Source organism: uncultured Caulobacter sp. (assembly GCF_937900395.1).
Taxonomy (GTDB): domain Bacteria; phylum Pseudomonadota; class Alphaproteobacteria; order Caulobacterales; family Caulobacteraceae; genus Caulobacter.
In genome coordinates, this window is sequence record NZ_CALCDX010000094.1 from 1 (window position 1) to 24590 (window position 24590).

Sequence of the window (24590 nt, forward strand, 5' to 3'; positions counted from 1 at the left end):
GAGGATATGTACAGCGACTTCTATGCGCTGGAGATGGCGCTCGCGTTCGAGCAGAGTGGTTGTGAAGTGGACGTGGTGCCGTGATGCGTTTCTACGTGACGCAACTCGGCGGTGTGTGGTCGATCACGGGGTCTGCGCTGCGAGAGCTTCTCGCGCGAGGCTCCGTCACCGGCAGTCACACGCTCGAAGGCGACGGCATCAAGGAACTCGCCACGCGGTTCAGCGAGGCTGAGTTCCAGCGGCGCTGCGGCGCACTGCCGAAACGTTTTCGCGGTTCCGACGTGATCCTGCTGCGTCCGATCAACTGGACGCGAGAGAACTACGACGCGGCGCTCGATGCGCTTGCGCGTCGCGACTGGACCGCGCTGCGGCTCGGGCTGTAGGAGGTATCGATGGGCGGGCGAAACGGAGTCGGACTCGCGCGGCGCAAGCGATCGGATGCGCGGTCTCACGCGAGAGTGATGGCGTAGAATCGGAACCTCGGCCACGTGACCGACGAGTGGTTCGCGCTCCTCTTCGACGTGGCCCGCGGTGCGCACGTCGGGCCGCTACCGAAGCGAGTTGCGGCAGCGCTGGAGCGCCGCGGTCTGGTGGACTCTGCTGGCGGTGTTACGCGAGCCGGTTACCTGCGTCTCATGGCGCGGAGGCTCGACCCGATCGCATGGCTCACGGACAACGACGTAGTGTCGTACTACGAGGCGATGCGCGACGTCCCTGCGTGGCCGGTCAAGCGAGGCGAGTGATGAGCAAGACGATGTATGATCGACTGGTGGATGCTCACACGGCCGACGAGAAAGCGCGGGCAGCGATGCGTGCTGCGCAGAAGGCGCTCGACGCGGCGAACGCGGCGGCGGGCTGGGACGGCGACCGTTACGACGTCTACGTGAGAGGCAAGGAGAGCGTCGCGGTGTTCCGTCTGCGGTTCCGCGACGAGGCGGAAGCGCGCCAGTTCGCGGAGGCGCAGCAGGCGTCCCGCGGGCGGACGCCGCGACGGCAGCTTGCCGGCGCCGCCTTCGATACCCAGTTCGATCCACGCGTCACGAGTGCCCGAGGTGGGCGGCGGGCCGTAGGCCAGGATGCGCGCCTTGGGCAGGTTCGGGCCGACTTCGTTCCAGTTCTTATAGGGCTGCTTGACCAGCTGGCCGCCGCGCAGGGTCTGGTCGGCCAGGCCCAGGTACAGCTGCTCGAGCTTGAAGTTGAAGTCCGGGCCCTTCTTGTCGCTGGCGACGACGATGCCGTCGAAGCCGATCTTGATCTCGACGATGTCCTTCACGCCGGCCTTCTGGCAGGCCTGGAACTCGGACTTCTTCATCGGGCGCGAGGCGTTGGCGATGTCGGGGAACTTCTCGCCCGTCCCGCCACAGAACATCTTGATGCCGCCGCCGGTGCCCAGGCTCTCGATCTTGGGCGACTTCTTGCCGGTCTTCTTCGAGTAGTTCTCCGCCACGCGCGTGGAGAAGGGGAACACCGTCGAGGAGCCGGCGGCCCAGACATAGTCGCGGGCCGCGTGGGCCTGATCAGCGACGCCGAGCAGGGCGATGGTCGCGACCGCGCCAAGGAGCTTGTTCATGTCGTCAAATCCTGTGTCGTCCGGAGGAGCGGGGGGGAACATGCCGGACCGATGCCCGGGGTTTTGTCACGGTTAGGCGACAGTTTTGCGACAGTGTCCGTGTGCGGATGAAGCTTGACTATAAGACGGTCAGCGCCTTCTCGACCGGACGCGCCAGCACCACGCCCTTGGGACCATCGACGATCGGGCGGTTGACCAGGATCGGGTGCTCGACCATCGCCGCCAGCAAGGCCTCGTCCGAAACGTCCGCCTTCAGAAGGCCCAGCTCTTCGGCCGGCGTACCGCGCTCGCGCAGCAGGCCCTTCAGGTCGGTGTCCGAGCGCTTAACCAGGTCCAGCAGTTGCTCGCGGGTCCAGCCGGTCTTCAGATACTCCACCACCGTCGGCGCGTGGCCCGCCTCGCGCAGCAGGTTCACCACCTTGGTCGAGGTCGAGCACTTGGGGTTGTGGTAGACGGTGAGGCTCATGCGGGGCTCCTGGCTGGGCCGCCGATGTAGGCGAGGGCGCTTGACCCGTCCAGCCGGCGCGCCTACGCCGGTCCTCGAAGGCATGGAGGCCGCAAGGCCTCCGGGAACGCGGTGACAATCCGCGGCTGCCCCCGCAACTGTGATCGTCCGTCGATCGTCGCGGCCTCACGCCACTGGAGCTTCGGTTCTGGGAAGGCGCCGCGACGGGAGGGCGTAAGCCAGGAGACCGGCCTTCGTCACATCAACGCGGCCGGCGGGGTGTCCGGCGAAGGACGGACGATGAACGAAGCACCGCACGACGAGGCTGAAAAGAACGCGCGCCATAACGCCAGGATGAAGGTTATCCAGGCGGCTCGGGCCAAGATGATGGCCGAGAAGAACATCGAGAAGGGCCTGTTGATCGTCCATACGGGCGCGGGCAAGGGCAAGACGACGGCGGCGCTGGGCATGGCTGTCCGCGCCATCGGCCACGGCCACCGGGTCAGCGTCATCCAGTTCATCAAGGGCGCGATGACCACGGGCGAGAAGGTGGTGTTCGACGCCTTCCCCGATCAGGTCGAGTTCAGGCCGATGGGCGAGGGCTTCACCTGGGACACCCAGGACCGCGCCCGCGACATCGCCGTGGCCCGTCAGGCCTGGGAGGTGATCAAGTCCCGCATCCTCGATCCAGACGACTGGGACATGGTCATCGCCGACGAGCTGAACATCATTCTGCGCTACGACTATCTGCCGCTGGCCGAGGTGCTGGAGGTCGTCGCCGCGCGGCCCGAGGGCAAGCACGTGGTGATCACCGGCCGCAACGCGCCGGACGCGCTGATGGAGGCCGCCGACCTCGTCACCGAGATGGCCCAGGTCAAGCACCCGTTCCGGGCCGGCGTGAAGGCTCAGGCGGGGATCGAGTTTTGAGCGTCCTTCGCGAGGCCGACGACGGTCCGGCGGTGGTGGTCTGCGACACCTGCCGCTTCTCGGCGGAGGAGCGCGACAGCCCTGACGGCATGCGCGGCGGGGCGGTGCTGGCGGCGGCGCTGCGTGACGCGGCCGAGGGGACCGGGATCGCGATCCAGACCATGCCGTGCCTGTTTAACTGCGGCCAGCACTGCTCGGTCCACCTGCGCGCGCCGGGCAAGATCGGCTATGTCCTGGGCCGCTTCGAGCCGACAGCCGACGCGGCGCGGGCGATCCTCGACTACGCCCTGGCCTATGCGGAGAGCGAGGAGGGCGTCGTGCCCTACCGCCAGTGGCCCGAGGGCGTGAAGGGGCACTTCATCGTCCGCGTGCCGCCGGCGGGCAAGCTGGTTGCCGACTAGCTCACCACCCGCCGTAGTGCGGCGCGAAGCGGGCCCTCAGGTCGTCGACCTCGCGCTCGGCGTCGCGGATGGCGTCCGCGGCCCGGCGACCGTCCTCGATCGCGTCGCGGCGTTCGCGGCGCAGGCGGTGCAGGCGGTCGCGCAGTTCGCGGGTCTGCTCGTCGTTGAGCTTGGGATTGCGCAGCTCGTCTTCGACGCCATCGGCCTCGCGCGCGCGCCGGTCAGCCCGGGCGTCGGCGCTGCTGAGGTCCGAGCGGGCGCTCTCCAGCCGGCTCTCGGCGGCGTGGACCCGCTCGCCGTCGGCATAGCCGCCCAAGAACTCCGGCTCGACGGGCGGGGGGCAGACGCCGGCGTAGGCATGGCCCTGGCGGCCGACGCGGAAGCCGTTTCCCTCGGTGCAGTAGCGCATCAGGCCCTGGTCGCGGCCCTGGACGTAGAGGCTCATGTCGGGCGTCGCGCCGGTCTTCTCGCAGGCCTTGGCGTGGTCTTCGATGCGGCTCATCGGCCGGCCGTCCGCGCCGTCGATATAGCCGATCGCCCGCCAGTCGCCCTGCAGGCACTGCTCCTTGCTCAGCGTGGCGCAGGCCGCGACCGTCAGGCCGGCGACGACAACGCAGGCGCCGATAAACACGGACCGTTTCGCGGGACTATGCACTTCAAACCTCCCCAGGGCCTGGCCCTCGAGAGTACTTGGAGCTTGGCCGTGTGAACCTGAGCTGAACGAGGCCTAGGGTCTGGGCTCGGCGGGCGGCGGGGCCTGCGGGACGCCGCTGTTGGGCGCCACGGGCGCGGCCGGCTCGGCGGGGACCGTCAGCGGGGCCACCGGCAGGCCGTCCGGGCCGATCTCGCCTTCGAGCGGCAGGCCCAGATCCTCCAGCGGGTCCTCGACCGGAGGCGGGGCGACGTTGCGGCCCAGGGCCGACAGCATGAAGGCCTTCCAGATCTTGGCCGGCTCGCCGCCGCCGACGACGCCGTTCATCGGGCTGTTGTCGTCGTTGCCGACCCAGACACCGACCACCAGGTCGTCGACGTAACCGACGAACAGGGCGTCGTGATAGTTCTGGGTGGTGCCGGTCTTGCCATAGGCGCCGTCGATGGCCGCCTCCAGGCCCGTGCCGCGGTGGGTGGCCGAGCGCAGCAGATCGCGCATGCCGGCCAGCACCTTGGGGTCATAGGGCGTGGTCTTGGGCTTGTTGAAGCTCTCCAGCGCGTGCGGGACGATCGGATACTCGCCCGCCGCCACCGAGGCGTAGGCGGCCGTCAGCCGCGTCAGGCTCATCGAACCCGTGCCCAGCGCCATGGTCAGGTCGTTGGGGATCTTCTCGGTGATCCCGAGGTCGCGAGCGACCTTGATGACCTTGGCCGGACCCAGGTCGTGGGCCAGTCGCACGGCGGCGACGTTCGACGAGGCGGCGAAGGCGCTGATCAGCGGGATCTCGCGATCGCGATACTTGCCCTCGTGATTCTTGGGCATGTAGCCGCTGACCTGAACGGGCGTGTCGAGGATCGGGCTGGTGGTGGTCATGCCCTCGCGCAGGGCGGCCAGATAGACGAAAAGCTTGAACGACGAGCCCGGCTGGCGCTCGCCGTCGGCGCGGTTGAACTGGCTTTGCTTGTAGTCGCGGCCGCCGACCATGGCGACGACGCGGCCGTCCTTGCGCATGGCCACCAGGGCGCCCTGGGTGATGTTCAGGACCTTGCCGTCGCGTTCGATGAAGTCGTTGAGGATCTTCTCGGCCTTCTCCTGGAGCTTGGGGTCCAAGGTGGTGCGGACGATGGTCTCGCCATAGCGGGGACCGATACTGGCGCGGGCCTGGGGCAGGGCCCAGTCGGCGAAGTACGAGCCGGTCGGCACCTTGTCCTCGACCTGGATCGGCGAGACGTCGCCGACCGCGTCGGCCTCCTCTTGGGTGATCGCGCCGGTCTCGACCATGGCGCCCAGGACGACGCGCATGCGCTCGCGCGCGCCTTCCAGATTGTTGGTCGGCGCCAGGCGCGAGGGGGCCTTCACGAGACCGGCCAACATGGCCGCTTCGCCGATCGACAGTTGCTCGGGCTGCTTGCCGAAATAGTGGCGGGCGGCCGCGCGCAGGCCAAAGGCGCCGTCGCCGAAATAGACCGACGAGAGATAGCGCGACAGAATCTCGTCTTTCGAGAGGCGGGCCTCCAGATAGACGGCGATCAGGGCCTCTTGAGCCTTGCGACGCAGGTTGCGGTCGCTGGACAGGAAGGCGTTCTTGGCCAGTTGCTGGGTGATGGTCGAGCCGCCTTCCGACACGCCGCCGGCCTGGGCGTTCCTGCCCAGGGCGCGGGCGATCGCTTTCGGGTCGACGCCCATGTGGCTGTAGAAGCGGCGGTCCTCGATGGCGATGAAGGCGCCGGGCACATAGGCCGGCAGCTTGGCCGCGTCGATCGGCGCTTCCTTGTACGAGCCGCGCTTGGCGATCGGCGAGCCGTCGCTGGCGACCAGCACGATGGCCGAGTTGTTCAGCGGCTCCAGCGCTCGGCTGAGAGGCAGCGACCAGAAAAGCGACGCGATCAGCACCACGACCAGAAGCATGGCGGCGGCGGTTCCGCCGACCAGCCAGATATGGCGTTTCCAGAATGGCTTGCGGGCCGGCGCGGGTTCTGGATCGGAAACAGGCGCCGCCGGCGGAGCGTCGGACGGCGCTGCTTGCGGGGGATCGGCCAGCGCCGCCTGCGGATCTGGCGGCTGGCGCGGCGGCGTGTTGGGGTCGAGGTCGTTCGGCTCGTCGGACATGGATCGGCGCTCGCTTCGGGCGCACGCCCGCACTCGTCGTCGGCGCTCATACCACACGGCCCGGCCAATCCAAGCGCGCGGAACGGGAAGTTTTTCCGTCCACGCCCCTTGAATGGGGACGGGGCGATCATAACTGACCTTCCCGTGAGGCCGATGCCTCTGCCCTTTCCTGGGCGTTTCCTCCCTGACTTTCCAAGCCCGGCCTTGTCGCCGGGCTTTTCTTTTTGGAACGCCGCGGGGAAGTATTTCGGGCAAGCGATAACGCTGCCTTCCTGGGCACAAGGCCCAGGAAGGCGTTGGAATAGCTACGGTCGGCTAGCGAGCAGCGCCTGGAGCTGGTGGACGGCCCGGTCCGGCGAGGACTGATAGGGGATCGGCGCTACGAACTGGCCCTGGGCGTCGAACAGATAGACCGACGACGAGTGGTCGATCGTGTAGCCGCCGCCCTCCTGCGGGACCTTCTGGTAATAGACCCGATAGGCCTTGGCCGCCTGGGCGACCGTCTCCGGCGTCCCGGTGAAGCCTTGGATGCGCGGGTCGAAGTTCGACAGGTAAAGCCGCATCTGCTCGGGCGTGTCGCGCTCGGGATCGACCGAGACGAACACCACGTTCAGCTTGTCGGCCTCAGGCCCCAGCGTCTTCAGCCAGACCGTCAGGTCGGTCAGGGTGGTGGGGCAGACCTCCGGGCAATAGGTGAAGCCGAAGAAGATCGCCGTGGGCTTGCCCAGCAGAGACTTCTCGGTGACCGGCTTGCCGTTCATGTCGATCAGGTTGAACGGTCCGCCGATCTTAACCAGCGAACGGACCGGGCTGGCGCCGTCCTGGCGGTTGCAGGCCGCCAGGGGCGCGGCCGCCAGCAGGGCGGCCGCGGTGATCAGAAGCGCCCGCCGCATCAGTGGGCCATGCCCGGCATCGGCGGCGTCTTGACGACGGCCTCGATCGTCAGCGGCGGCGCCGACTTGAACTTCAGGGTCATCGGCACCTTGGCGCCTTCCTTCAGTTGGGCCTTGGGACCGATCAGCATGATGTGATCCGCGCCCGGCTTCAGCGCGACGGCCTTGCCGGCGGGCAGGGCCAGTCCGTCGGTCAGTTGGCGCATGCGCATGACGCCGCCGTCCATCGACATGGTGTGGATCTCGCCGCGGGCGGCGGCGGGGCTCTCCACCGAGACGAGGCGATCCTCGGCCTTGGCGGTCAGGGTCACGTAGCAGCCGGCGGCCAGGGCGCCGGCGACCGTCGGACGGCACCAGGCGTCGGTCGCGGCGACCTTCGCGGCGGGCGCAGCGTGGGCGCTGGTCGCCAGGGCGACGGTCGAGACGGCGATAAGGGTCAGGGTCTTCATGGTCAGGCTCCAGCCTTGAGGTTAGGCGACGTCAGTCGCCGGAAGAGGAGGTCGATCAAGAGGGCCGCGATCAGCGAGGCGCCGACCAGCGGATAGATTAGGGCGAGCGGCGCCACGATGGCGAGCAGGCCGACATAGGCGCCGGGCGTGGCCGGGCGGGCGGGGGCGGCGAGGCGGCCCTTGGGACGCCGCTTCCACCACATCGCGACGGCCGAGATTCCCAGCAGCCAGATGGCGACGCATCCGGCCAGCATGACCAGCTTGTTGACCGGGCCGAACTGCTGGCCCTGGTGGACGGCGATGCCCCACTCGATGGCCTTGGCCGCTGGACCGAAGTCGCGATAGCCGAGGTCGGCCAGCACATGACCGTCGCGGCCGTCTAGATAGACCGTCCGCGTCTGTTCGACCTGGTCGGGCATGTAGGCCGCGGTCCAGGTTCCGCCCGGCGTCTTGGGCAGGGTCAGGGTGAAGCCGTCTGTCAGCCCCGCCGCGCGCGCCTTGGCGACAATGGCGTCGGCGTCCAGCGGGGCCGCCATGTCCATCATCATCGCCGCGTGGTCGTGGCCTTCCATGCCGGACATCGGCGGCGCCTTGGTCTGCAGCGCCCACGGCACGCCTTCCGCCGGCTCGGGAGCGGGCTTGGCGGCGTGGTGCTGCTCGGCGACGGGCGGCTTGGGGCGACCAAGGCCGACCTGGGTGGTGATCTCCCGCACCTCCTTGCCCCAGAAGGCCGACCACGGCATGCCGGTGACCGCCAGGAACACGATCACCAGGCCGGTGAAGGCGCCGGTGACCGCGTGGAGGTCGCGCCAGAACAGGCGCTTGGCGGGATTGCTCCGCACCGTGACGATCCCGCCCGTCTGGCCGCGCGGCCACCACAGAAGGACGCCGGTGGCGACCAGCACGATGGTCCAGCCGGCGACCACCTCGACCAGCAGGTTCATCACGGGGCCCGCGCTATCCAGGCTGTGCAGCCGCTTGACGAAGCCCATGGCGCCGCCGGGCTGGGTCTGGCCCAGATACTGGCCGGTGTGGGGATCAACGTAGGCGGTGCGCTTACCCTCGGCGGTCTCCACCGTGGCCTGGACGGAGCGGTCGCCGCGCGCGGGGATCGCCAGCTGGGCGACCTTGCCGCCGGTCGCGGTCTCTATCGAAGCGATCCAGGCGCTGGGCGCGGTGGTCGCGGGGCTGTCGGCCACGACGACCAGCGGGCGCTGGACGATCGCGGAGAGCTCGTCCTTGAACAGGTAGAGCCCGCCGGTCAGGGCCATCAGCATCAAGACCGGCAGCACCAGCAGGCCGGCGTAGAAGTGCCAGCGCCAGAAGGCGCGGTAGATTTCGCCGGCCGGGGCCGGATTTTCAGAGGTCTCGCTCGAAGACATCATGAAGCTCCAGGGCTTTGGCGGCGGGCTATCCACCCGCCGCCGATCCGGATCAGAAGTTGACGGTCACGCCGCCGAACACCGAACGGCCGTCGCCCGGCCACAGGGTGGCGGTGGCGGCGGTCCAGGTGGTCGCGGCCTGGGTGTTGGAGACGTAGGCCTTGTCGGTCAGGTTCCGCGCGTCGAGGAACAGCGAGACGGCGGGGGTGACCTTCCAGCCGGCGTTCAGGTTCAGGATCGCGTAGCCCGGCGCCTTCTGGGTGTTCTTGTAGTCGATCCACTGGTCGGTCGCGGACCACTCGACCGACGGCGCGAGGAACCAGCCGCGCGGATCATCGTAGCGGACTTCCGAGCGGTAGAAGTTCTTTGGCACGATCGGCAGACGGTTGTCGCCGTACTGGACGTCGTCCTTGAAGCGGAAGTCCGAGTAGGTCCAGGTCTGGCGGATCCGCCAGTTGGGCGCCACGGCCCAATCCAGGGCCGCCTCGATGCCCTGGTGCATCGTCTTGTCGGCGTTGAAGGTCGAAGCCGGGATCGACGAACTGACCGCGTACTGCAGCATCTCGTCCCTGAGCTCGGCGCGGTACAGCGTCAGGTCATAGGTGAACGGACCGCGTCGGCCGCGCGCGCCGACCTCGCCGGTCCAGGCCTTCTGCGGTTGGACGGGCGCGAAGCCGATATTGGTCGGGGACATGGAGCCGAAGTTCGGCGGTTCGACCGAGCGGGTCAGGTTGGCGAACACCTGGTCGCCGGCCTCGTTCTGCCAGAGCAGGCCGACGCGCGGCGAGACCCAGTTATAGGTCTTCGAGGCGTCGAGGTTGAAGGTGCTCTTGACGCCCGGAACCGCGACGCTGGCGTAGTCGCGCTCGGCCTGGCCCCAGGTGGCGCCGGCGACGACCGCGAGTTGGTCCGTGACGAACAGCCGCCCTTCGCCGAACACGTCCATGGCCTTGGCGTTCTGGTACGAGATCGACTGAAGCGCCCCGCGCGCGCCGCGGTTGTTGACGTAGAAGTGCGAGTCCAGGTCGCCTTGGCGGTACCAGGCGCCGAAGAAGGCGTCGACGCGCTTGCCGCCGATCTCGCCGTCCCAGTCGAAGCGGCCGAAGGCGCCGTAGTTGCGGCTTTCCTGGTCGATGACCTGGAAGATCGGGTGGTCCAGCTCCTTCCAGACGCCGTACAGCGCGCCTTGGAAGACCAGCTGGTCGTTCAGCCGCCAGGTCGTCTGCAGCGAGCCGCGCACGCCGCGCTGGTTGCGGCCCTGGTCGCCGTTGGCGTTTCCGACGGCCGTCTGGCGCGGATTGGCGTTGAATTGGGCCAGGGTCAGCGAACCGGGGATTTCCTGGTTGATGTTCGAGCCATTGAGGATGAAGTGCACCTCACGGTCCTGGCCGAACGATCGGCCGACGTTGAGGCTGCCGAACTGGATGTTCTGCTGGCTCTGCGAGCGCCAGCCCTGAGCCGTCTGGTTGGTGGCGGCGGCATAGACGTCCCAGTCGCCCGACTGGCGGGCGAGGGCGACATGCTCGCGCAGCAGGCCGTAGGAGCCGCCGTCGATGCGGATCTGGTTGGCGAAGCCCGCGTCCCTGCCGGTCGGCGTGACCATGTTGATCGCCCCGCCCAGCAGGGCGCCGCCGAACCGCAGGGCGTTGCCGCCGCGATAGACCTCGGCGTAGCGGGTGTTCAGCGGGTCGGCGACCTGGCTATCGCCATAGCCGTCGGCCTCGTTCAGCGGCACGCCGTCCTGGGCGATCAGCAGGCCGCGATTGTGGTTGGCGTTGCCGATCCCCGAGCCCCGGATCGAGATGCGGATGTCGCCGCCCCACTTGCGCTGGGCGTAGACGCCGGGGGCGTCGCGCAGCATGTCGTCGAGGGCCAGGGTCTGGCGATTGATGTAGCTCTCTTGCGAGATGACCGACACCGCGCCGGGCGTCTCGGACAGGCGCTTGCGGGCGTCGGCGACGACGGGCGGGTCCTCGGGATTGCGACGGGCGGTGACGATGACCGACGAGACCTCGGTGTCGGCGTCGGGCTTGTCGGCGGCGTGGGCGAGCGGCGGAACGCAGGCGGCGATGGCCGTGGCGGCCAGAAGGAGTAACTTCATGACGTGGTCCTTGGGCGCGGCTTGGCGCGCCGAATAGGCAGACTGAAAAAGGAGGGGGACGCGCGCGGGCGGACGCGACCGCGAGGCGGCGCGTGCGCTCCAGCGGGCGGCCGGAGGCTCTAGATCAGCTGGCTTGGAGGACCGCGCGCCGGCAGGGGCGGGGCCGCGAGGCCTCGTCCCGGGGCGAGGTGGATGACGCGCGTCGGTTCGATGGGCGCGTAGGCGACGAACTCGACCTTGCTCGCCGTGAACGGGCTGGGCGGCGGGGCCGCCGCGCCGTGGCTGGCGAACGGGCAGGGCGCGTCGTGAGCGGACTTGTCGCCGCCGCCGTCCTGGTCCTGATGGCCGGCGAGGGCCTCGCCCGGCTGGACAAGCTTGGCCCCGTCGCCGGTGCAGAGCACCAACGAGAACGGCAGGCCGTTGCGCGGATCCGGCGCGGTCATGAAGCCGGCCGGGATCATCACCTTCAAGGCGACCGCCAGCGCCGCGAGCGTCATGAAGACGGCGCGGGCGAAGGGACGGCGCTGAAGCGGCGAACGAGTCACAATGACCGCGCTTTAGTCGAAGACGCAGCGCTTGTCGCCTCCGTGTTTGTGCGGAGCCGGAACTTACGTGTTAGGCGGCGGGGTCGCTTCGGGCCGAGGTCTGGCCTATATACGCGCGCTTCAAGCCGGCGCCCTGGGCGTCCTGCAAAGCAAGGTCATGACGTTCCAGCCCGCCCGTTTCTCCGTCGCGCCCATGATGGATTGGACCGACCGCCACTGCCGGTCGCTGCACCGCGTGCTGTCCAGCCGTGCGCTGCTCTACAGCGAGATGGTGACGAGCGGGGCGGTGGTTCATGGCGACCGGGAGAAGCTGCTGGGCTTCGACGCCGGCCAGCATCCGGTGGCGCTGCAGCTGGGCGGTTCCGATCCCGCCGAGTTGGCGCAGGCCGCGCGGATCGGCGAGGACTGGGGCTATGACGAGATCAATCTGAACGTCGGCTGCCCCTCGGACCGCGTGCAGAGCGGCCGCTTCGGCGCCTGCCTGATGCGCGAGCCTGATCTCGTGGCCGAGTGCATGGCCGCCATCAAGGACGCCGTGAAGGTCCCGGCCACGGTGAAGTGCCGGATCGGCGTCGACGACCAGGATCCGGAAGAGAGCCTCTTCACGCTCGTGGACCGCTGCGCCGCCGCCGGCATCGACAGCTTCATCGTCCACGCCCGCAAGGCCTGGCTGCAGGGCCTGTCGCCGAAAGAGAACCGGGACATCCCGCCGCTAGACTATGACCTGGTCTATCGGCTCAAGCGCGAGCGACCGAACCTGACCATCGCCATCAACGGCGGCGTGCCCAGCGTCGACGCGGCGCTGGAGCATCTGGCGAACGGCGTTGATGGCGTGATGCTGGGTCGCGCGGCCTATCACGAGGCGGGCCTGCTGGGCGAGGTCGACCGGCGGGTGTTCGGCATGGATGTCGCCGATGTCGACAGCTTCGAAGCCGTCGAGCGCTATCGGCCCTATCTGGCGCGGGAGCTGGCGGCGGGGACGCATCTGGCGGCCATGACGCGGCACATGCTGGGCCTGTTCCACGGCCTGCCGGGCGCGCGGGCGTGGCGTCGCATCCTGACGGTCGAGGGCGTCAGGCCGGGCGCGGGTCTCGATGTGGTGGATCGCGCGCTGGACGCGGTGCGCGCGGCTCTGGCCTCGCGCGAGGAGCGGGCCGCGCCGGCGGCGTAAGGCTAGGGGTGAAGGATCAGCGCCTCGGGCGTGGCCTCGAACCGCGACAGGCGGCCCAGATAGCTCATCCCCAGCAGCGAATTCTCGAGGCCCTTCTCGATGACCAGGGCGTCGACGTCGCGGACCTTGGCGCCGGCGATGGCGACGCTGGCCAGCTTGACCGAGGCGGCGCGGGTGCGGCCGTCGGCGGTGATCACGTTGTAGTCGTAGGTCAGCTTGCTGGTGTCGATGCCCAGGCGCTGGGCGTCGGCCATGCTGAGCGAGACGGCGGTGGCGCCGGTGTCGACCAGGAAGCGAACGTCGTGGCCATCGACGGCGGCCTTGGCCCAGAAGTGACCGTCGCTGTCCTTGGTGATCTGGGCGGAGCCGCCTTCGACGTCGCCCAGGGTGGCGGCGGCGGCCGACGGCGCGCGGAGCTCGGGATGGCGCAGATCGTCCAGCGACACGACGGCCTTGGCCGCGCCAACGGCCGACAGGGCGCCCACCAGAGCGATCGCCGCAAACCTAAACATCGAAGACATCCCGCCTTATAGGCTCCCAAGACCGCTTCTCGGCCCCGTTCAATCATTAGGAGGCAGGCGTTTTCAAGGCGTGAATCGGGCGGCTGTTTTTCTTGACGGGATCTGCCTATTCCGTACGCCTTATCTGATAGGTCGGTTATCGACGGTAAGATTACGAGTCGGTAATATATTTTGGACTTTCCAGTCAGCATTAATGTATTCGATTTAACTTCATTGGAATTGGGCGCGGGTCTATTCCATTGGCAAGCCAGTAAACGGCTCACCGAGGGAACGCACCATGAAAGCGCTTATTGTCACTGCCGCCGCCTTCGCGGCCTTTTCCGGCGTCGCCCAAGCCGGAGTCTCGAATCTGAACTACCTGGAAGCGGCGCGGTGCCGAGGGCTGGCGGCCTCCGAGAACCTCGGCAAGCTCGACACCACAACCCTGGACGCCTTCCTGCGAGACGAGGGCGCGGCCCGCGATCTCGCGGTCCGCACCTCGGCCATCAACAAGATGCAGGCCGCCTTGAAGGAGGCCAACGCCGCGGACGGCGAAAAGAAGGCCAAGCTGCTGGCTCAGCGCGACGGCGCCTGCGCCGCCTTTATCGCGGGCGGCAAATAGAGCCTATCGCCCCGTGGTCGCCGCCATCAGGGCGATCATCGGATCTGGCCGGTCGGGGAGGGCGGCGGTGATCGCCGCCCGCTCCTCGTCGCTGAACCGCGCCCAGCCGGCGATCTCCGCCAGGGTGCGGCGACAACCCAGGCAATAGCCGCTGGCGCCGTCCACCGCGCATACCTTGACGCAGGGCGTGGCGATCGGGCGGGGCGGCTTGGCCTGCGGCGTCGTTGTCATGGCGACAAACATCTCCATTCCCTTGATGGCGCGCAAGCCGCGTCGATCTTGAGGTCATCGGGGCTTGCTTTGGGCGCGGACGGGTTTAAGTCCGCGCCCATGACCGCTTCCCCCTTCGCCGACATCCGCCAACTCGCCGTCTCGCCGCCCGCGCCGGGACCGTCTCCGACGCTGGAGCAGGGCGGGCGGCTGGCCGAGATCTCGGCCTGGCTCACCGCGTGGAGCGGCAAGAGCCCGCCGGCGGTGAACCGGCCGGTCGTGGCCCTGTACGCCGGCGCGCGACAAGGCGTCGGGCCGCGCGGCTACGCCCGAGATCGCCTGGAAGCCATCGCCTCGGGCGGCGCCGCCGTCTCGCGGTTGGCGGGCGTCCAAGGGGCGGGCCTCGAAGCCTTCGACCTCGCCATCGACCGCCCGTCGCCGGACTCCGTCGAGAAGGCCTCGATGAGCGAGAAGGAAGCCGCCGCCACCATGGCCTTCGGCATGGAGGCTCTCGCCAAGCAGCCCGACCTGCTGATCCCCGGCGTCATCGTCGCCGAGCCGGCCCGCACCGCCGCGGCCCTGTGCCTGGCGCTGTTCGGCGGCGAAGCCAAGGACTGGTCGGATGATCCCGAACCGGTCGCCGCCGCCGTCGCGCGCGCCAAGGCCGAGGGCCTGTCGGACGACCCGCTGGATATCCTGCGCCAGCTGGGCGGGCGCGAAACGGCGGCCGTGCTCGGCGCGATCCTGGCCGCCCGCGTCCAGAAGGTCCCGGTGCTGCTGGACGGCTACGCCGCCTGCGCCGCCGCCGCGGTCCTGCGCGCGGTCGAGCCCACGGCGATCGACCACTGCCTCGCCGCGCATCTCAGCCCGGCCAAGGGCCATGCGCGCCTTCTGGAAATCCTCGACAAGCGGCCGCTGCTGGCGCTCGACACCCTCGATGAAGAGGGCGTCGGCGGCGTCTCGGCCCTGGCGCTTGTCAAGCTCGCCTGCGAGGTCCGCTAGCCGCTGGAGCGGTATCTCAAGTGAACGCGGATCACGTTTGCTTCCGTTGACGCTAACGTCATCTTTCCAAACGGTCGTTCGACCGATATCGTGGCGCTCGAAACGCAATAACGGCCTCCCGTAGAGAGGCCGATTGGAACGGGAGCTGGCCATGAATCTCGACTTCTCGCCCGAGGACCTCGCCTTCCGCGATGAGGTCCGCGCCTTCATCGCCGAGAACTATCCGGCGAGCCTGCGCGACAAGCAGGAAGAAGGCGAGGAAATGGCCAAGGAGGACTTCCTCGCCTGGCATCGCATCCTGGCCAAGAAGGGTTGGGTGGCCCCGGCGTGGCCGACCCAATATGGCGGTCCGGGTTGGACCTCCGTTCAGCGCTACATCTGGTCGGAAGAGACCGCCCGCGCCGACTGCGTGCCGATCCTGCCGTTCGGCATCAACATGGTCGGCCCGGTGATCTACACCTTCGGCACGCCCGAGCAGAAAGAGCGCTTCCTGCCGCCGACCCTGTCGGGCGACATCTGGTGGAGCCAGGGCTATTCCGAGCCGGGCGCCGGCTCCGACCTCGCCAGCCTGAAGACCAAGGCCGAGCGCTTCACCGGCGATGACGGCAAGGAATACTACCTGGTCAACGGCCAGAAGACCTGGACCACCCTGGCCCAGCACGGCGACTGGATCTTCTGCCTGGTCCGCACCGACCCGAACGCCAAGATCCAGGAAGGCATCTCGTTCCTGCTGATCGACATGAAGTCGCCAGGCGTGACCGTCCGCCCGATCATCACCCTGGGCGGCGAGCACGAGGTCAACGAGGTCTGGTTCGAGAACGTCAAGGTGCCGGTCGAGAACCGCATCTACGAAGAGAACAAGGGCTGGACCTGCGCCAAGTTCCTGCTGGCCCACGAGCGGTCCGGCATCGCCGGCGTCGCCCGCTCCAAGCGCGGCATCGAGCGCATCCGCCAGATGGCCTCGACCGAACTGGGCGATGACGGCTCGGCCCTGATCAAGGATCCGATGTTCAAGCGCAAGGTCGCCGAACTGGAGATCGACCTGACGGCGCTGGAATACACCGAGCTGCGCACCCTGGCGGGCGAGGCCGCCGGCAAGGGGCCTGGCCCGGAATCCAGCCTGCTGAAGATCAAGGGCACCGAGATCCAGCAGCGGATCACCGAACTGGTGCTGGAAGCGGCCGGACACTACGGCGCGCCGTACTTCCGCGGCTTCCCGACCGACGGCGACAACGCTCATCCGATCGGTCCCGACTTCGCCCATCGGGCCGCCCCGACCTATTTCAACGTCCGCAAGACGTCGATCTACGGCGGCTCCAACGAGATCCAGCGCAACATCATCGCCAAGATGGTGCTGGGGCTCTGATCTGAATTCCAAGACCCCCTCTCCGTTGTGGGGAGGGGATCGCTTCACCGGACACGCCTCTGGACGGCCGCTCGATGCGCCTCGGGGCCTAAAGAACAAAGGGACCAGGGATGGATTTCAACTTCACCGAAGAACAGTCGATGCTCCGCGACACGGTCGCGAGCTTCCTGCAGGACAAGTACGACTTCGAGACCCGCCGCAAGATCGTCGCCTCGGACAGCGGTTGGCGCGCCGACTACTGGAAGGCCTTCGCCGAGGAGCTGGGCATTCTGGGGGCGCCGTTCTCGGAAGAGCTGGGCGGCCTGGGCGGCGGCGCCGTCGACAACATGATCGTCATGGAGGAGTTCGGTAAGGCGCTCGTCATCGAGCCCTACCTCGGCACCGTGGTGATCGGCGGCGGCTTCCTGAAGCACTCGGGTTACGCCAGCGCGGCCTCGGTGATCGAGGGGATCATCGGCGGGTCGACCACCATCGCCTTCGCCTATGGCGAGCCGCAGGCCCGCTACACCTGGCGCGACCTGAAGACGACCGCCAAGAAGGACGGTGCGGGCTGGGTCCTGAACGGCCACAAGGCCGTGGTGATCGGCGCGCCGTTCGCCACCCACCTGATCGTCACCGCCCGCACCGGCGGCGCCCAGCGCGACGCCGGCGGCGTCGGGGTGTTCCTGGTCGACAAGAGCCTGCCGGGCATCGTCACCCGCGACTATCCGACCGTGGACGGCAATCGCGCCTCGGAAGTCTATTTCGAGAACGTCTCGGTCCCGGCCGACGCCCTGATCGCCGAGGACGGCCTGGCTCTGGTCGACAAGGTGATCGACGAGGCCACCGCCGCCGTCGGCGCCGAGGCCGTGGGCGTGCTGCGCAAGCTGCATGAGGGCACGCTGGACTACGCCAAGCAGCGCAAGCAGTTCGGCACGGCCATCGCCAACTTCCAGGTGCTGCAGCACCGGATGGTCGACATGTTCATCGAGGTCGAGCAGTCGGTGTCGATGACCTACATGGCCACCATCAAGCTCGAGGAAGACGCCGCCGAGCGCGCCAAGGCCGTCTCGGCCATGAAGGTCCGCATCGGCCGCGCCTGCAAGTTCGTGGGTCAGAACGCCATCCAGATCCACGGCGGCATGGGCATGACCGACGAGCTGGCCATCGGCCACTACTTCAAGCGGGCCACGATGATCGAGGGCCTGTTCGGCTCGGTCGACCACCATCTGAAGCGCTACGAGTCGCTGTCGTTCGACGCGGCGGCCTGATTTCGCGCTTCAGCCTACGGAAGAACCGCCAAAAGCGGCCAAGCCGCCTGCGTCACGCCGACGCGGGCGGCTTTTTCGTACACCCCTCATAGGCGGCGCGCCCAACTCCGCGCGATCGTCCGTTCAACCTCTTGAAGCACGCGCAAGGAGGCAGGCGGATGATCGGCGAAGAGACTCATATGACGGCGGAAGCGGTCGCCCTGGTCGAGGACAACGCGCGCCTGCTGATCGAACAGGCGCGCGAGGCCAAGCTGTCGGCCGCCCGCTTCGAGGCGGCCCTGGCCCTGGTGGTCGGCGTGGTCGCCAACGATCCCGATTTGCAGGGAAGCGCCATCCTGCAACGGATCGCGGGCCAGATCCGCCTCTGCGCCGACTTGCCTGACCTGGCGGCCGAGACGATCGGCTGCGACGAGGAGCGGGTCAGCCCCGCCATCCTGCGCGCGGCCGCCGAGGTTCTAGGCGACGTCGAGGAGGCCAAGCGCGCGGCGGCGGCGGACGGCGGCGCGGTGACGCTGCACTAGATTTTGAGCCGTGGGCGGACGGAACTTTTTCTGCCGCGTCCTTAGGTTCATCGGTCGGCGGAGATCGCGTTGCGCGCGTTTTGTCGCGTTGCCGGCGCCCGTCTAGGGCGCAAACTTCACCTCGACGCGCTGACGACTAGGAGGGGACCGCCCCTGTAAGCCGCGCGCGTCTCCTGGTCCTAAAGGTCAATCTGGGAGACGCCGCCATGACCGTATCGAAGATGAATCACGCCATGTTCTCGTTCGCCCTGATGGGCGGCATGTTGGTGGGAGGCCGGTCCAATCCGAAGCCCGCCAAGTCGTCCGCCAAGTCGGAACGAAAGTAAGCTTGCCAGTCGCTTCAGGGTCCCACGCCCTCAAACAAGAAGGCCTCCGTCGTTTCCGGCGGAGGCCTTTGTCTTTCCGCCTTAGCCCTTGGGCTTGGCCGCCGCGTTGCACTCGGCGAGGGCGGCGTCCTCGAGCGGTTCGCCGCGATAGTTGAAGGCGATCAGCTCGCCCAGTTGACCGGCCAACTTGCGGCAGGCGCGAGCGACGGGCAGGGCCCGGACCTTGGTCGTGGTGCAGAGCTCGGCCTTGCAGCGCCAGACCGAACCATCCTGGATGAATTGCTCGGTTGTGGCGGGCGTCTTCAGCTTGAGCCAGGCGCCTTCGCTATCGGCGGCGAAGGCGGTTCCGGCCGACAGGCCAGCGACAAGAGCGCAGGCCATCAGGCCCGCGTGAGCAGCGGTACGCATTCCTTTAGTCTCCTATCCCCGCGCCGGATGGGAGTTCCGGCGCACGGGCGCACGCGGTCCATGATGACCGTCGGCCCGGAGGCATAGTGCATCTTTTTTAGAAACTAAGTCAACTGGCGAAGCGTGGCCGGCGCGCCCGCGACGTCGATTTCCTGATTCCAGCTGAGCAGGGCGGGGGTCACATCCTCGGCCTTCTCGACCGCGCGCCAGGCGTCCAGCAGGCTGGGCGGGGTCAGGCCCAGATCGACCGTGTGCCGGATCAGGGCGAAGAACGGATCCCAGAAGCCGCCGGGGTTATGGAACACGATCGGCTTCTGGTGAAGATCTAAACGGCGCCAAGATAGCAATTCGACAATTTCTTCCAGGGTGCCGATGCCGCCGGGCAACACGACGAAGGCGTCCGAGCGCTCGAACATCAGCATCTTGCGCTCGTGCATGGTCTCGACGACCACGGTCTCGACGTCGTCGAACGGCTGCTCGCGACCGCGCAGGAAGCTCGGGATGACGCCAAGGACCGCGCCGCCAGCCTCGTGGGCGCCGCGCGCCGCAGCGCCCATCAGGCCGACGCCGCCGCCGCCATAGACCAGCTTCAGGCCGGCCTTGGCGAAGCTCTCGCCGATCGCGTGGGCGTCGGTGAGGTAGCTGGGCTCGACCGTGTTGGACGATCCGCAATAGACGCAGACCGAGCCCAGACGGCTAGACTCGTTGGGCATCGTCGTCCACTCCACACAAAAGACGAAAGGCGCGCGGGCTCGCGCGCCTTCGAACCGTTCCTATTTGAGGGCGCATGATCAGGATTCGCTTCCGGGCTTGCAAGTCGCCGATCGTCGCGGGGGGATTGGCCGCGGCGCTGCTCGCCGCCTGCTCGCCCAGCGCGCCCAAGCCCGCGGATTCGCCCAAGGCCGACGACAGCGCCGAGGCCGGCTATGTGGGGCCGCCTGTCGTCGAGAGCGTCCAGCGCGCGGGCGGCGCCCTGGCCCTGTCCGGTCATGGCGCGCCGGAAGCCGATGTTCGCCTGCGCTCGCCCGCCGGCGAGACCTTTGCCGGGCGGACCGATCGCGAAGGGCGCTGGCGGCTCACCGTTCCCAATGCCGAGGGGGTGCGCCTCTTTGGCCTGTCGACGACCCGCGCCGGTCGCACGGTGCAGGCCGAGGGCTATGTGATGGTGGCGGAGGGCGGCGACGTGGCGCTGTTGCGCGCGGGCGCCGGGGCCAAGCGCCTGGCTTCCGGGTCATCGTCGCCGCGCATCCTGACGATCGACGTTGATCGCGAGGGTGGAGCGGTGGTGTCCGGCGTCGCCGCGCCGGACGCGGGCCTGAACGTCCGCGTCGATCGCGTCACCCGCGGCGGGGGGCGGGCCGACGACGAGGGGCGGTTCTTTATCTCGCTGACGGCCTCCCTGGCGCCAGGCGGCCACGACATCCAGGTCGCGGGCGACGGCGGGGAAACCGCCGTGTCGGTCGTCACCGCGCCGCCTCAGCCGCTGGTGACCGGGCCGGTGCGCGCGGAGCGCACGCCGCAAGGCTGGCGCGTCGATTGGATGACGCCGGGCGGCGGCGTCCAGACCACCCTGCTGATCGGCGGTCCGCGATGAGGGGCATGGGCGGTCCGCCCTCCGCCGGGCGCGCGGCCGTTCCCGGCGCGATCGCCAAGGCGGATCAGCCCGTACGCTTCTGGAGCGCCATGGGGGACCTCACGCGCCTGGTCATGCGCTCCGGCGCGCCGGGCCTGCGCTGGCGGGTGACGGTCGCCCTGGTCCTGACGCTGACGGGCAAGGCGCTGGGCGTCCTGGCCCCCCTGATGCTGGGCAAGGCGGTCAACCAGCTGTCGGCCGGGCAGAGCGCGGCGGTCGCCGTGACCTGGGCCTTCGCCGGGCTGGCCCTGGGCTGGGCGTTCGTGCGGTTCGTCTCGGCCGCCGCGCCGCAAGCCCGGGACACGATCTTCACGCCCGTCGCCCAGGCCGCCCAGAACCGGGCGGCGGTCGAGACCTTCGCCCACGCCCTGTCGCTGTCGATCGACTTCCACCAGTCCAAGCGCACCGGCTCGCTGTCGCGGGTGATCGATCGCGGCGCGCGGTCGATGGACTTCCTGCTGCGCAGCCTGGCCTTCAACCTGGCGCCCACGGGCGTCGAACTGATCATGGCGGCCGTCGTGCTGGCGAAAGCCTATGACTGGCGGTTCGCGGCCATCGCGCTGGGCACCGTGGCCGTCTATGGCTACCTGACCTTCGCGATCTCGGACTGGCGCATCGGTCATCGCCGGGCCTTGAACGAGGCCGACGCCGAAGCCGCCGGCCGCGCGGTCGACGCGCTGCTGAACTACGAGACCGTCAAGTCGTTCGGCGCGGAGGCCCGAGCCGTGGCCGGCTATGGCGGCGCGCTGGATCGCTATGGCGAGGCGCAGATCAAGGCGACCAACTCGCTGAACCTGCTGAACATGGTGCAGGCGGCGGTGATGAGCGTCGGCCTGGGCGGCATGGCGGTGCTCGCGGGCGCCGAGGCCGCCGCCGGGCGCATCGGCCCCGGCGACGTGACGGCCGCCATCCTGATCCTGATCAACCTCTACGCCCCGCTGAACATCCTGGGCTTCGCCTATCGCGAGATCCGCCAGTCGCTGATCGACATGGAGGCGATGATGGACCTGCGCCGTCAGAGCGCCGACGTGGCCGACGCGCCGGACGCCATCGACCTGCCGCCCAGCGTGGATCGCAGGGGCGGGGCGGTGGCCTTCGAGAAGGTCTCCTTCCGCCATGGCGCGCGGTCCGAGGGCCTGGCGGACGTGACCCTGAACATCGCGCCGGGAACGACCGTGGCGATCGTCGGTCCCTCGGGCGCGGGCAAGACGACGCTGGTGCGGCTGGCGCTGCGGATGATCGATCCCCAGGCGGGGCGGATCACGCTGGACGGCCACGACCTGCGCGCCCTGACCCAGGCCTCGCTGCGGCGCGCGGTGGCGCTGGTGCCCCAGGACGTGGCGCTGTTCAACGACACCCTGGCCGCCAACATCGCCTTCGCCCGGCCCGAGGCCACCGAGGCCGAGGTCTGGGCGGCCGCCGAGGCCGCGGAGCTTGGCGAGTTCATTCGCAATCTGCCCGACGGCATGGCCACCAAGGTCGGCGAGCGCGGCTTGAAGCTTTCCGGCGGCGAGCGTCAGCGCGTCGGCATCGCCCGCGCCCTGCTGGCCGATCCGCGCGTTCTGATCCTAGACGAGGCGACCAGCGCGCTGGACAGCCGCACCGAGGCGGCCATCCAGGCGACGCTGCGCAAGGCCAGGGCTGGCAGAACGACCCTGGTCGTGGCGCACCGGCTCTCGACCATCGCCGACGCCGACGAGATCGTGGTGCTGCGGCGGGGCAGGGTGGTCGAGCGCGGCCGCCACGAGGCGCTGCTGGAGGCCGGCGGTGAGTACGCGGCCCTGTGGCGCCGCCAGACCCGCGAGCGCGAGCCGGTTTAGGGCTTCGCCGCGCCCGGCGGGGAGACTATATCGACGACGCTTTCCAGAGGAGTTCCGCCTTGCGCTATCTGCACACCATGGTCCGCGTCCGCGATCTGGACGCTTCGCTGCGGTTCTATTGCGAGGGCCTGGGTCTCCAGGAAGTCTCTCGGATGGAGAACGAAAAGGGCCGCTTCACGCTCGTCTTTCTGGCCGCGCCGGAAGACGTCGAGTTGGCCAAGGAGCGCAAGGCGCCGCTGGTCGAGCTGACCTACAACTGGGACGACGAAGAATATCTCGGCGGCCGCAATTTCGGCCACCTGGCCTATCGCGTCGACGACATCTACGAGACGTGCCAGCGCCTGATGGACATGGGCGTGACGATCAACCGTCCGCCGCGCGACGGCCACATGGCGTTCGTGCGCTCGCCGGACGGCATCTCGGTCGAGCTGCTGCAGGACGGCAGCCTGCCGCCGGCCGAGCCCTGGGCCTCGATGCCCAACACGGGCGCCTGGTAAGCGCGCGGCTAGACGAGACGCGCGCGGGCCAGGTCTTCCAGCCGTCGGACCGGCGCGTCGGCGATGGCCTTCCAGATCACCCGCGCCAGCTCCACCCGATAGGCGGTCTTGTAGCCGGTGACGAACGGCGAGCGCGCGCCGCCGGACGCTTCGGTGTTCAGCGCGTCGGCCAGCGCCTGGCGCACCTTGCGCGCCTGGGCGTCGAACGCGCCTGGACCGGGCAGGGAGATCAGTCGGTCGATCTCCAGGCCGGCATGCACCGCCGTCGCCACCAGCGCGGGAAGCGCGGACAGGTCGGAGGGGGCGAAGGCGCACATCTTGAAGCTGGGCTTCGTGGTATTGGCCCCGATCTTTTCGCCGGTGAGCTTGAAATCCAGGATCGCGGCGACGCGGTTCAGCGTCTCTGGCCAGTGATCGTCAGCATTCGCCATTTACTTGTGGTCCCCCTAGGGGCTCCCGATAACCGGGTTCATTGAGCGAGGAAAGCACTCCCAGCGCGAACTTCGCGTTTTGGGTATAGGCCGGCACTGGAAATACGTCGGACGAGACGCCAAATGCCGACGGCTCCGCTCCGGAGCGGAACACGAGGCTCGAAGCCATGTCGGATCTGTCCGCCTTTCCGATCACTCGCCGCTGGCCCGCCCAGCATCCCGACCAGATCCAGCTGTACTCGCTGCCGACCCCCAACGGCGTGAAGGTCTCGATCATGCTGGAGGAGACGGGGCTGCCGTACGAGCCGCACCTGATCGACATCGGCAAGAACGAGACCTGGGAGCCGGAATATCTATCGCTGAACCCGAATGGGAAGATCCCGGCGATCCTCGATCCCAACGGTCCGGACGGGAAGCCTCTGGCCCTGTTCGAATCCGGCGCCATCCTGGTCTATCTGGCCGACAAGAGCGGCAAGTTCCTGCCGACCGACCCCGCCGCGCGTTACGAGACGCTGCAGTGGGTCTTCTTCCAGATGGCCGCGATCGGGCCGATGTTCGGCCAGCTGGGCTTCTTCCATAAGTTCGCGGGCAAGGACTACGAGGACAAGCGTCCGCGCGACCGCTACGCCGCCGAATCAAAGCGGCTTCTGGGCGTCCTGGAAGGGCGTCTGGCCAACCGTTCGTGGATCATGGGCGACGACTACACGATCGCCGACATCGCCACGCTGGGCTGGGTGCGAAATCTCGTCGGCTTCTACGGCGCCGGCGACTTGGTCGATTACGCGGCTCTGAAGCACGTTCCTCGCTGGCTGGAGCAGGGTTTGGCGCGTCCGGCGGTGCAGCGCGGCCTCGACATTCCCAAGCGTGGATGAGGCCAGAGCGCCTGCGACCTTTTCGCCTGAGCGTTAAGAATTAAGACCTGATTAACCACGATCGCCCGACCCTGTGCGCGTCTTCTTTGGAAGGCGCACCACCATCACTGACTTTCCACAGCCCGGTCTCGTACCGGGCTGTTTTTTTAGAACAAGGCGCTTGCATCGCCGCGGGGAGGCGGCTATCACGCGGCCTCTTCTGAGAGCGACCTGTTCCGCGGTAGCTCAGTGGTAGAGCAGCCGGCTGTTAACCGGCTGGTCGTAGGTTCGAATCCTACCCGCGGAGCCACTCTTTCTGTTCGCCTTTTCAGAAGCTTCCCGCACATCCAGCATCCGCGATCGCCTGTTCGCGTCCGCGTGCATTTGTCTCAAATCCGACGGCCGACGGCGCTTGCATCGACTCCGCGCGGCGGTTATCTAGCCGCCTCTCTCGAGAGCGACCTGTTCCGCGGTAGCTCAGTGGTAGAGCAGCCGGCTGTTAACCGGC

Annotated in this window: 27 protein-coding genes, 1 tRNA gene, 1 pseudogene and 1 riboswitch; of the genes and pseudogenes, 15 read left to right on the forward strand and 14 right to left on the reverse strand. The window is 68.4% G+C overall.

Going from position 1 to position 24590, the window contains the following annotated elements:
- Nucleotides 1–83: 83 nt before the first annotated feature.
- A complete protein-coding gene (locus tag Q0379_RS08070; RefSeq protein WP_299006822.1) occupies nucleotides 84–383 on the forward strand; it encodes a hypothetical protein in 300 nt (99 codons plus the stop codon).
- A gap of 605 nt (nucleotides 384–988) precedes the next feature.
- Here Q0379_RS08070 and Q0379_RS08075 read toward each other — a convergent pair.
- Nucleotides 989–1570 (reverse strand): annotated as a pseudogene (locus Q0379_RS08075) (substrate-binding domain-containing protein); the annotation flags it as partial.
- Nucleotides 1571–1688: 118 nt separating this feature from the next.
- Nucleotides 1689–2036: an arsenate reductase family protein gene (locus tag Q0379_RS08080; protein WP_299006827.1), complete on the reverse strand. Its 348-nt coding sequence runs from the start codon at nucleotides 2034–2036 to the stop codon at nucleotides 1689–1691.
- Nucleotides 2037–2097: 61 nt separating this feature from the next.
- Nucleotides 2098–2286, forward strand: a riboswitch (cobalamin riboswitch).
- A 29-nt stretch (nucleotides 2287–2315) separates the two neighbouring features.
- On the opposite strand from Q0379_RS08080, the gene cobO reads away from it, so the two are divergent.
- Both cobO and Q0379_RS08090 read left to right on the forward strand, forming a co-directional pair.
- A complete protein-coding gene (gene cobO / locus Q0379_RS08085) occupies nucleotides 2316–2942 on the forward strand; it encodes a cob(I)yrinic acid a,c-diamide adenosyltransferase (protein ID WP_299006830.1) in 627 nt (208 codons plus the stop codon).
- Nucleotides 2939–3343, forward strand: coding sequence for a DUF1636 domain-containing protein (locus Q0379_RS08090; protein ID WP_299006833.1), 405 nt, complete (start codon nucleotides 2939–2941; stop codon nucleotides 3341–3343). Before cobO ends, Q0379_RS08090 begins: the two co-directional genes overlap by 4 nt.
- A gap of 1 nt (nucleotide 3344) precedes the next feature.
- Here Q0379_RS08090 and Q0379_RS08095 read toward each other — a convergent pair whose 3' ends face one another.
- From Q0379_RS08095 to Q0379_RS08125, 7 genes are all read right to left on the reverse strand, one after another.
- The gene (locus Q0379_RS08095) at nucleotides 3345–3998 is read right to left on the reverse strand and encodes a DUF2799 domain-containing protein (protein ID WP_299006836.1); all 654 of its coding nucleotides are present in this window, start codon (nucleotides 3996–3998) and stop codon (nucleotides 3345–3347) included.
- 72 nt (nucleotides 3999–4070) lie between these two features.
- A complete protein-coding gene (locus Q0379_RS08100; RefSeq protein ID WP_366519304.1) occupies nucleotides 4071–6104 on the reverse strand; it encodes a transglycosylase domain-containing protein in 2034 nt (677 codons plus the stop codon).
- 305 nt (nucleotides 6105–6409) lie between these two features.
- Nucleotides 6410–6997, reverse strand: a complete 588-nt coding sequence (locus Q0379_RS08105; protein ID WP_299006839.1) for an SCO family protein — start codon at nucleotides 6995–6997, stop codon at nucleotides 6410–6412.
- Nucleotides 6997–7446, reverse strand: a complete 450-nt coding sequence (locus Q0379_RS08110; protein WP_299006842.1) for a copper chaperone PCu(A)C — start codon at nucleotides 7444–7446, stop codon at nucleotides 6997–6999. Before Q0379_RS08110 ends, Q0379_RS08105 begins: the two co-directional genes overlap by 1 nt.
- A gap of 2 nt (nucleotides 7447–7448) precedes the next feature.
- On the reverse strand, nucleotides 7449–8828 hold the full coding sequence (locus Q0379_RS08115; protein WP_299006893.1) for a PepSY domain-containing protein: 1380 nt from the start codon (nucleotides 8826–8828) through the stop codon (nucleotides 7449–7451).
- A 52-nt stretch (nucleotides 8829–8880) separates the two neighbouring features.
- Nucleotides 8881–10929, reverse strand: a complete 2049-nt coding sequence (locus tag Q0379_RS08120; RefSeq protein ID WP_299006846.1) for a TonB-dependent receptor — start codon at nucleotides 10927–10929, stop codon at nucleotides 8881–8883.
- Nucleotides 10930–11048: 119 nt separating this feature from the next.
- On the reverse strand, nucleotides 11049–11474 hold the full coding sequence (locus Q0379_RS08125; protein WP_299006849.1) for a DUF2946 family protein: 426 nt from the start codon (nucleotides 11472–11474) through the stop codon (nucleotides 11049–11051).
- 157 nt (nucleotides 11475–11631) lie between these two features.
- Here Q0379_RS08125 and dusA point away from each other — a divergent pair, with 157 nt between their 5' ends.
- Nucleotides 11632–12645: a tRNA dihydrouridine(20/20a) synthase DusA gene (gene dusA, locus Q0379_RS08130; RefSeq protein ID WP_299006852.1), complete on the forward strand. Its 1014-nt coding sequence runs from the start codon at nucleotides 11632–11634 to the stop codon at nucleotides 12643–12645.
- A 2-nt stretch (nucleotides 12646–12647) separates the two neighbouring features.
- Here the strand turns inward: dusA and Q0379_RS08135 are convergent, their stop codons facing one another.
- On the reverse strand, nucleotides 12648–13166 hold the full coding sequence (locus Q0379_RS08135) for a TIGR02281 family clan AA aspartic protease (protein WP_299006855.1): 519 nt from the start codon (nucleotides 13164–13166) through the stop codon (nucleotides 12648–12650).
- A 277-nt stretch (nucleotides 13167–13443) separates the two neighbouring features.
- On the opposite strand from Q0379_RS08135, the gene Q0379_RS08140 reads away from it, so the two are divergent.
- The gene (locus Q0379_RS08140) at nucleotides 13444–13767 is read left to right on the forward strand and encodes a hypothetical protein (RefSeq protein WP_299006858.1); all 324 of its coding nucleotides are present in this window, start codon (nucleotides 13444–13446) and stop codon (nucleotides 13765–13767) included.
- A gap of 3 nt (nucleotides 13768–13770) precedes the next feature.
- On the opposite strand, the gene Q0379_RS08145 is transcribed toward Q0379_RS08140, so the two are convergent.
- Nucleotides 13771–13998: a DUF1289 domain-containing protein gene (locus tag Q0379_RS08145; protein ID WP_299006861.1), complete on the reverse strand. Its 228-nt coding sequence runs from the start codon at nucleotides 13996–13998 to the stop codon at nucleotides 13771–13773.
- A 99-nt stretch (nucleotides 13999–14097) separates the two neighbouring features.
- On the opposite strand from Q0379_RS08145, the gene Q0379_RS08150 reads away from it, so the two are divergent.
- The 5 genes from Q0379_RS08150 to Q0379_RS08170 all read left to right on the forward strand — a co-directional run bounded on the left by Q0379_RS08150 (nucleotide 14098) and on the right by Q0379_RS08170 (nucleotide 18442).
- Nucleotides 14098–14979, forward strand: coding sequence for a nicotinate-nucleotide--dimethylbenzimidazole phosphoribosyltransferase (locus Q0379_RS08150; RefSeq protein WP_299006864.1), 882 nt, complete (start codon nucleotides 14098–14100; stop codon nucleotides 14977–14979).
- A gap of 151 nt (nucleotides 14980–15130) precedes the next feature.
- Nucleotides 15131–16345: an acyl-CoA dehydrogenase family protein gene (locus Q0379_RS08155; RefSeq protein WP_299006867.1), complete on the forward strand. Its 1215-nt coding sequence runs from the start codon at nucleotides 15131–15133 to the stop codon at nucleotides 16343–16345.
- 110 nt (nucleotides 16346–16455) lie between these two features.
- Nucleotides 16456–17595, forward strand: a complete 1140-nt coding sequence (locus tag Q0379_RS08160; RefSeq protein ID WP_299006870.1) for an acyl-CoA dehydrogenase family protein — start codon at nucleotides 16456–16458, stop codon at nucleotides 17593–17595.
- A gap of 179 nt (nucleotides 17596–17774) precedes the next feature.
- Nucleotides 17775–18116, forward strand: coding sequence for a hypothetical protein (locus tag Q0379_RS08165; protein ID WP_299006873.1), 342 nt, complete (start codon nucleotides 17775–17777; stop codon nucleotides 18114–18116).
- Between the two features lie 191 nt (nucleotides 18117–18307).
- On the forward strand, nucleotides 18308–18442 hold the full coding sequence (locus Q0379_RS08170) for a hypothetical protein (RefSeq protein ID WP_143324235.1): 135 nt from the start codon (nucleotides 18308–18310) through the stop codon (nucleotides 18440–18442).
- An 81-nt stretch (nucleotides 18443–18523) separates the two neighbouring features.
- Here Q0379_RS08170 and Q0379_RS08175 read toward each other — a convergent pair whose 3' ends face one another.
- Nucleotides 18524–18850 (reverse strand): hypothetical protein, encoded by a 327-nt coding sequence (locus Q0379_RS08175; protein WP_299006875.1) that lies wholly within the window; start codon nucleotides 18848–18850, stop codon nucleotides 18524–18526.
- A gap of 104 nt (nucleotides 18851–18954) precedes the next feature.
- Nucleotides 18955–19563, reverse strand: a complete 609-nt coding sequence (locus Q0379_RS08180) for a TIGR00730 family Rossman fold protein (protein ID WP_299006878.1) — start codon at nucleotides 19561–19563, stop codon at nucleotides 18955–18957.
- A 74-nt stretch (nucleotides 19564–19637) separates the two neighbouring features.
- Here Q0379_RS08180 and Q0379_RS08185 point away from each other — a divergent pair, with 74 nt between their 5' ends.
- The 3 genes from Q0379_RS08185 to Q0379_RS08195 are packed head-to-tail and all read left to right on the forward strand — an operon-like array spanning nucleotide 19638 to nucleotide 22800.
- Entirely contained in the window at nucleotides 19638–20444 is an 807-nt protein-coding gene (locus Q0379_RS08185; protein ID WP_299006881.1) for a hypothetical protein, read from the forward strand.
- Nucleotides 20375–22303: an ABC transporter ATP-binding protein/permease gene (locus Q0379_RS08190; RefSeq protein WP_299006898.1), complete on the forward strand. Its 1929-nt coding sequence runs from the start codon at nucleotides 20375–20377 to the stop codon at nucleotides 22301–22303. Before Q0379_RS08185 ends, Q0379_RS08190 begins: the two co-directional genes overlap by 70 nt.
- 59 nt (nucleotides 22304–22362) lie before the next feature.
- Complete coding sequence (locus Q0379_RS08195; RefSeq protein ID WP_299006884.1) at nucleotides 22363–22800, forward strand: VOC family protein; 438 nt, start codon at nucleotides 22363–22365, stop codon at nucleotides 22798–22800.
- Nucleotides 22801–22808: 8 nt separating this feature from the next.
- On the opposite strand, the gene Q0379_RS08200 is transcribed toward Q0379_RS08195, so the two are convergent.
- Nucleotides 22809–23231 carry a hypothetical protein gene (locus tag Q0379_RS08200; protein WP_299006888.1) on the reverse strand — a complete coding sequence of 141 codons (423 nt, stop codon included), beginning with the start codon at nucleotides 23229–23231 and terminating at the stop codon, nucleotides 22809–22811.
- 167 nt (nucleotides 23232–23398) lie between these two features.
- Here Q0379_RS08200 and Q0379_RS08205 point away from each other — a divergent pair, with 167 nt between their 5' ends.
- The gene (locus Q0379_RS08205) at nucleotides 23399–24103 is read left to right on the forward strand and encodes a glutathione S-transferase N-terminal domain-containing protein (protein WP_299006891.1); all 705 of its coding nucleotides are present in this window, start codon (nucleotides 23399–23401) and stop codon (nucleotides 24101–24103) included.
- Nucleotides 24104–24317: 214 nt separating this feature from the next.
- Nucleotides 24318–24392, forward strand: a tRNA-Asn gene (locus Q0379_RS08210).
- The last annotated feature ends 198 nt before the right edge of the window (nucleotides 24393–24590 follow it).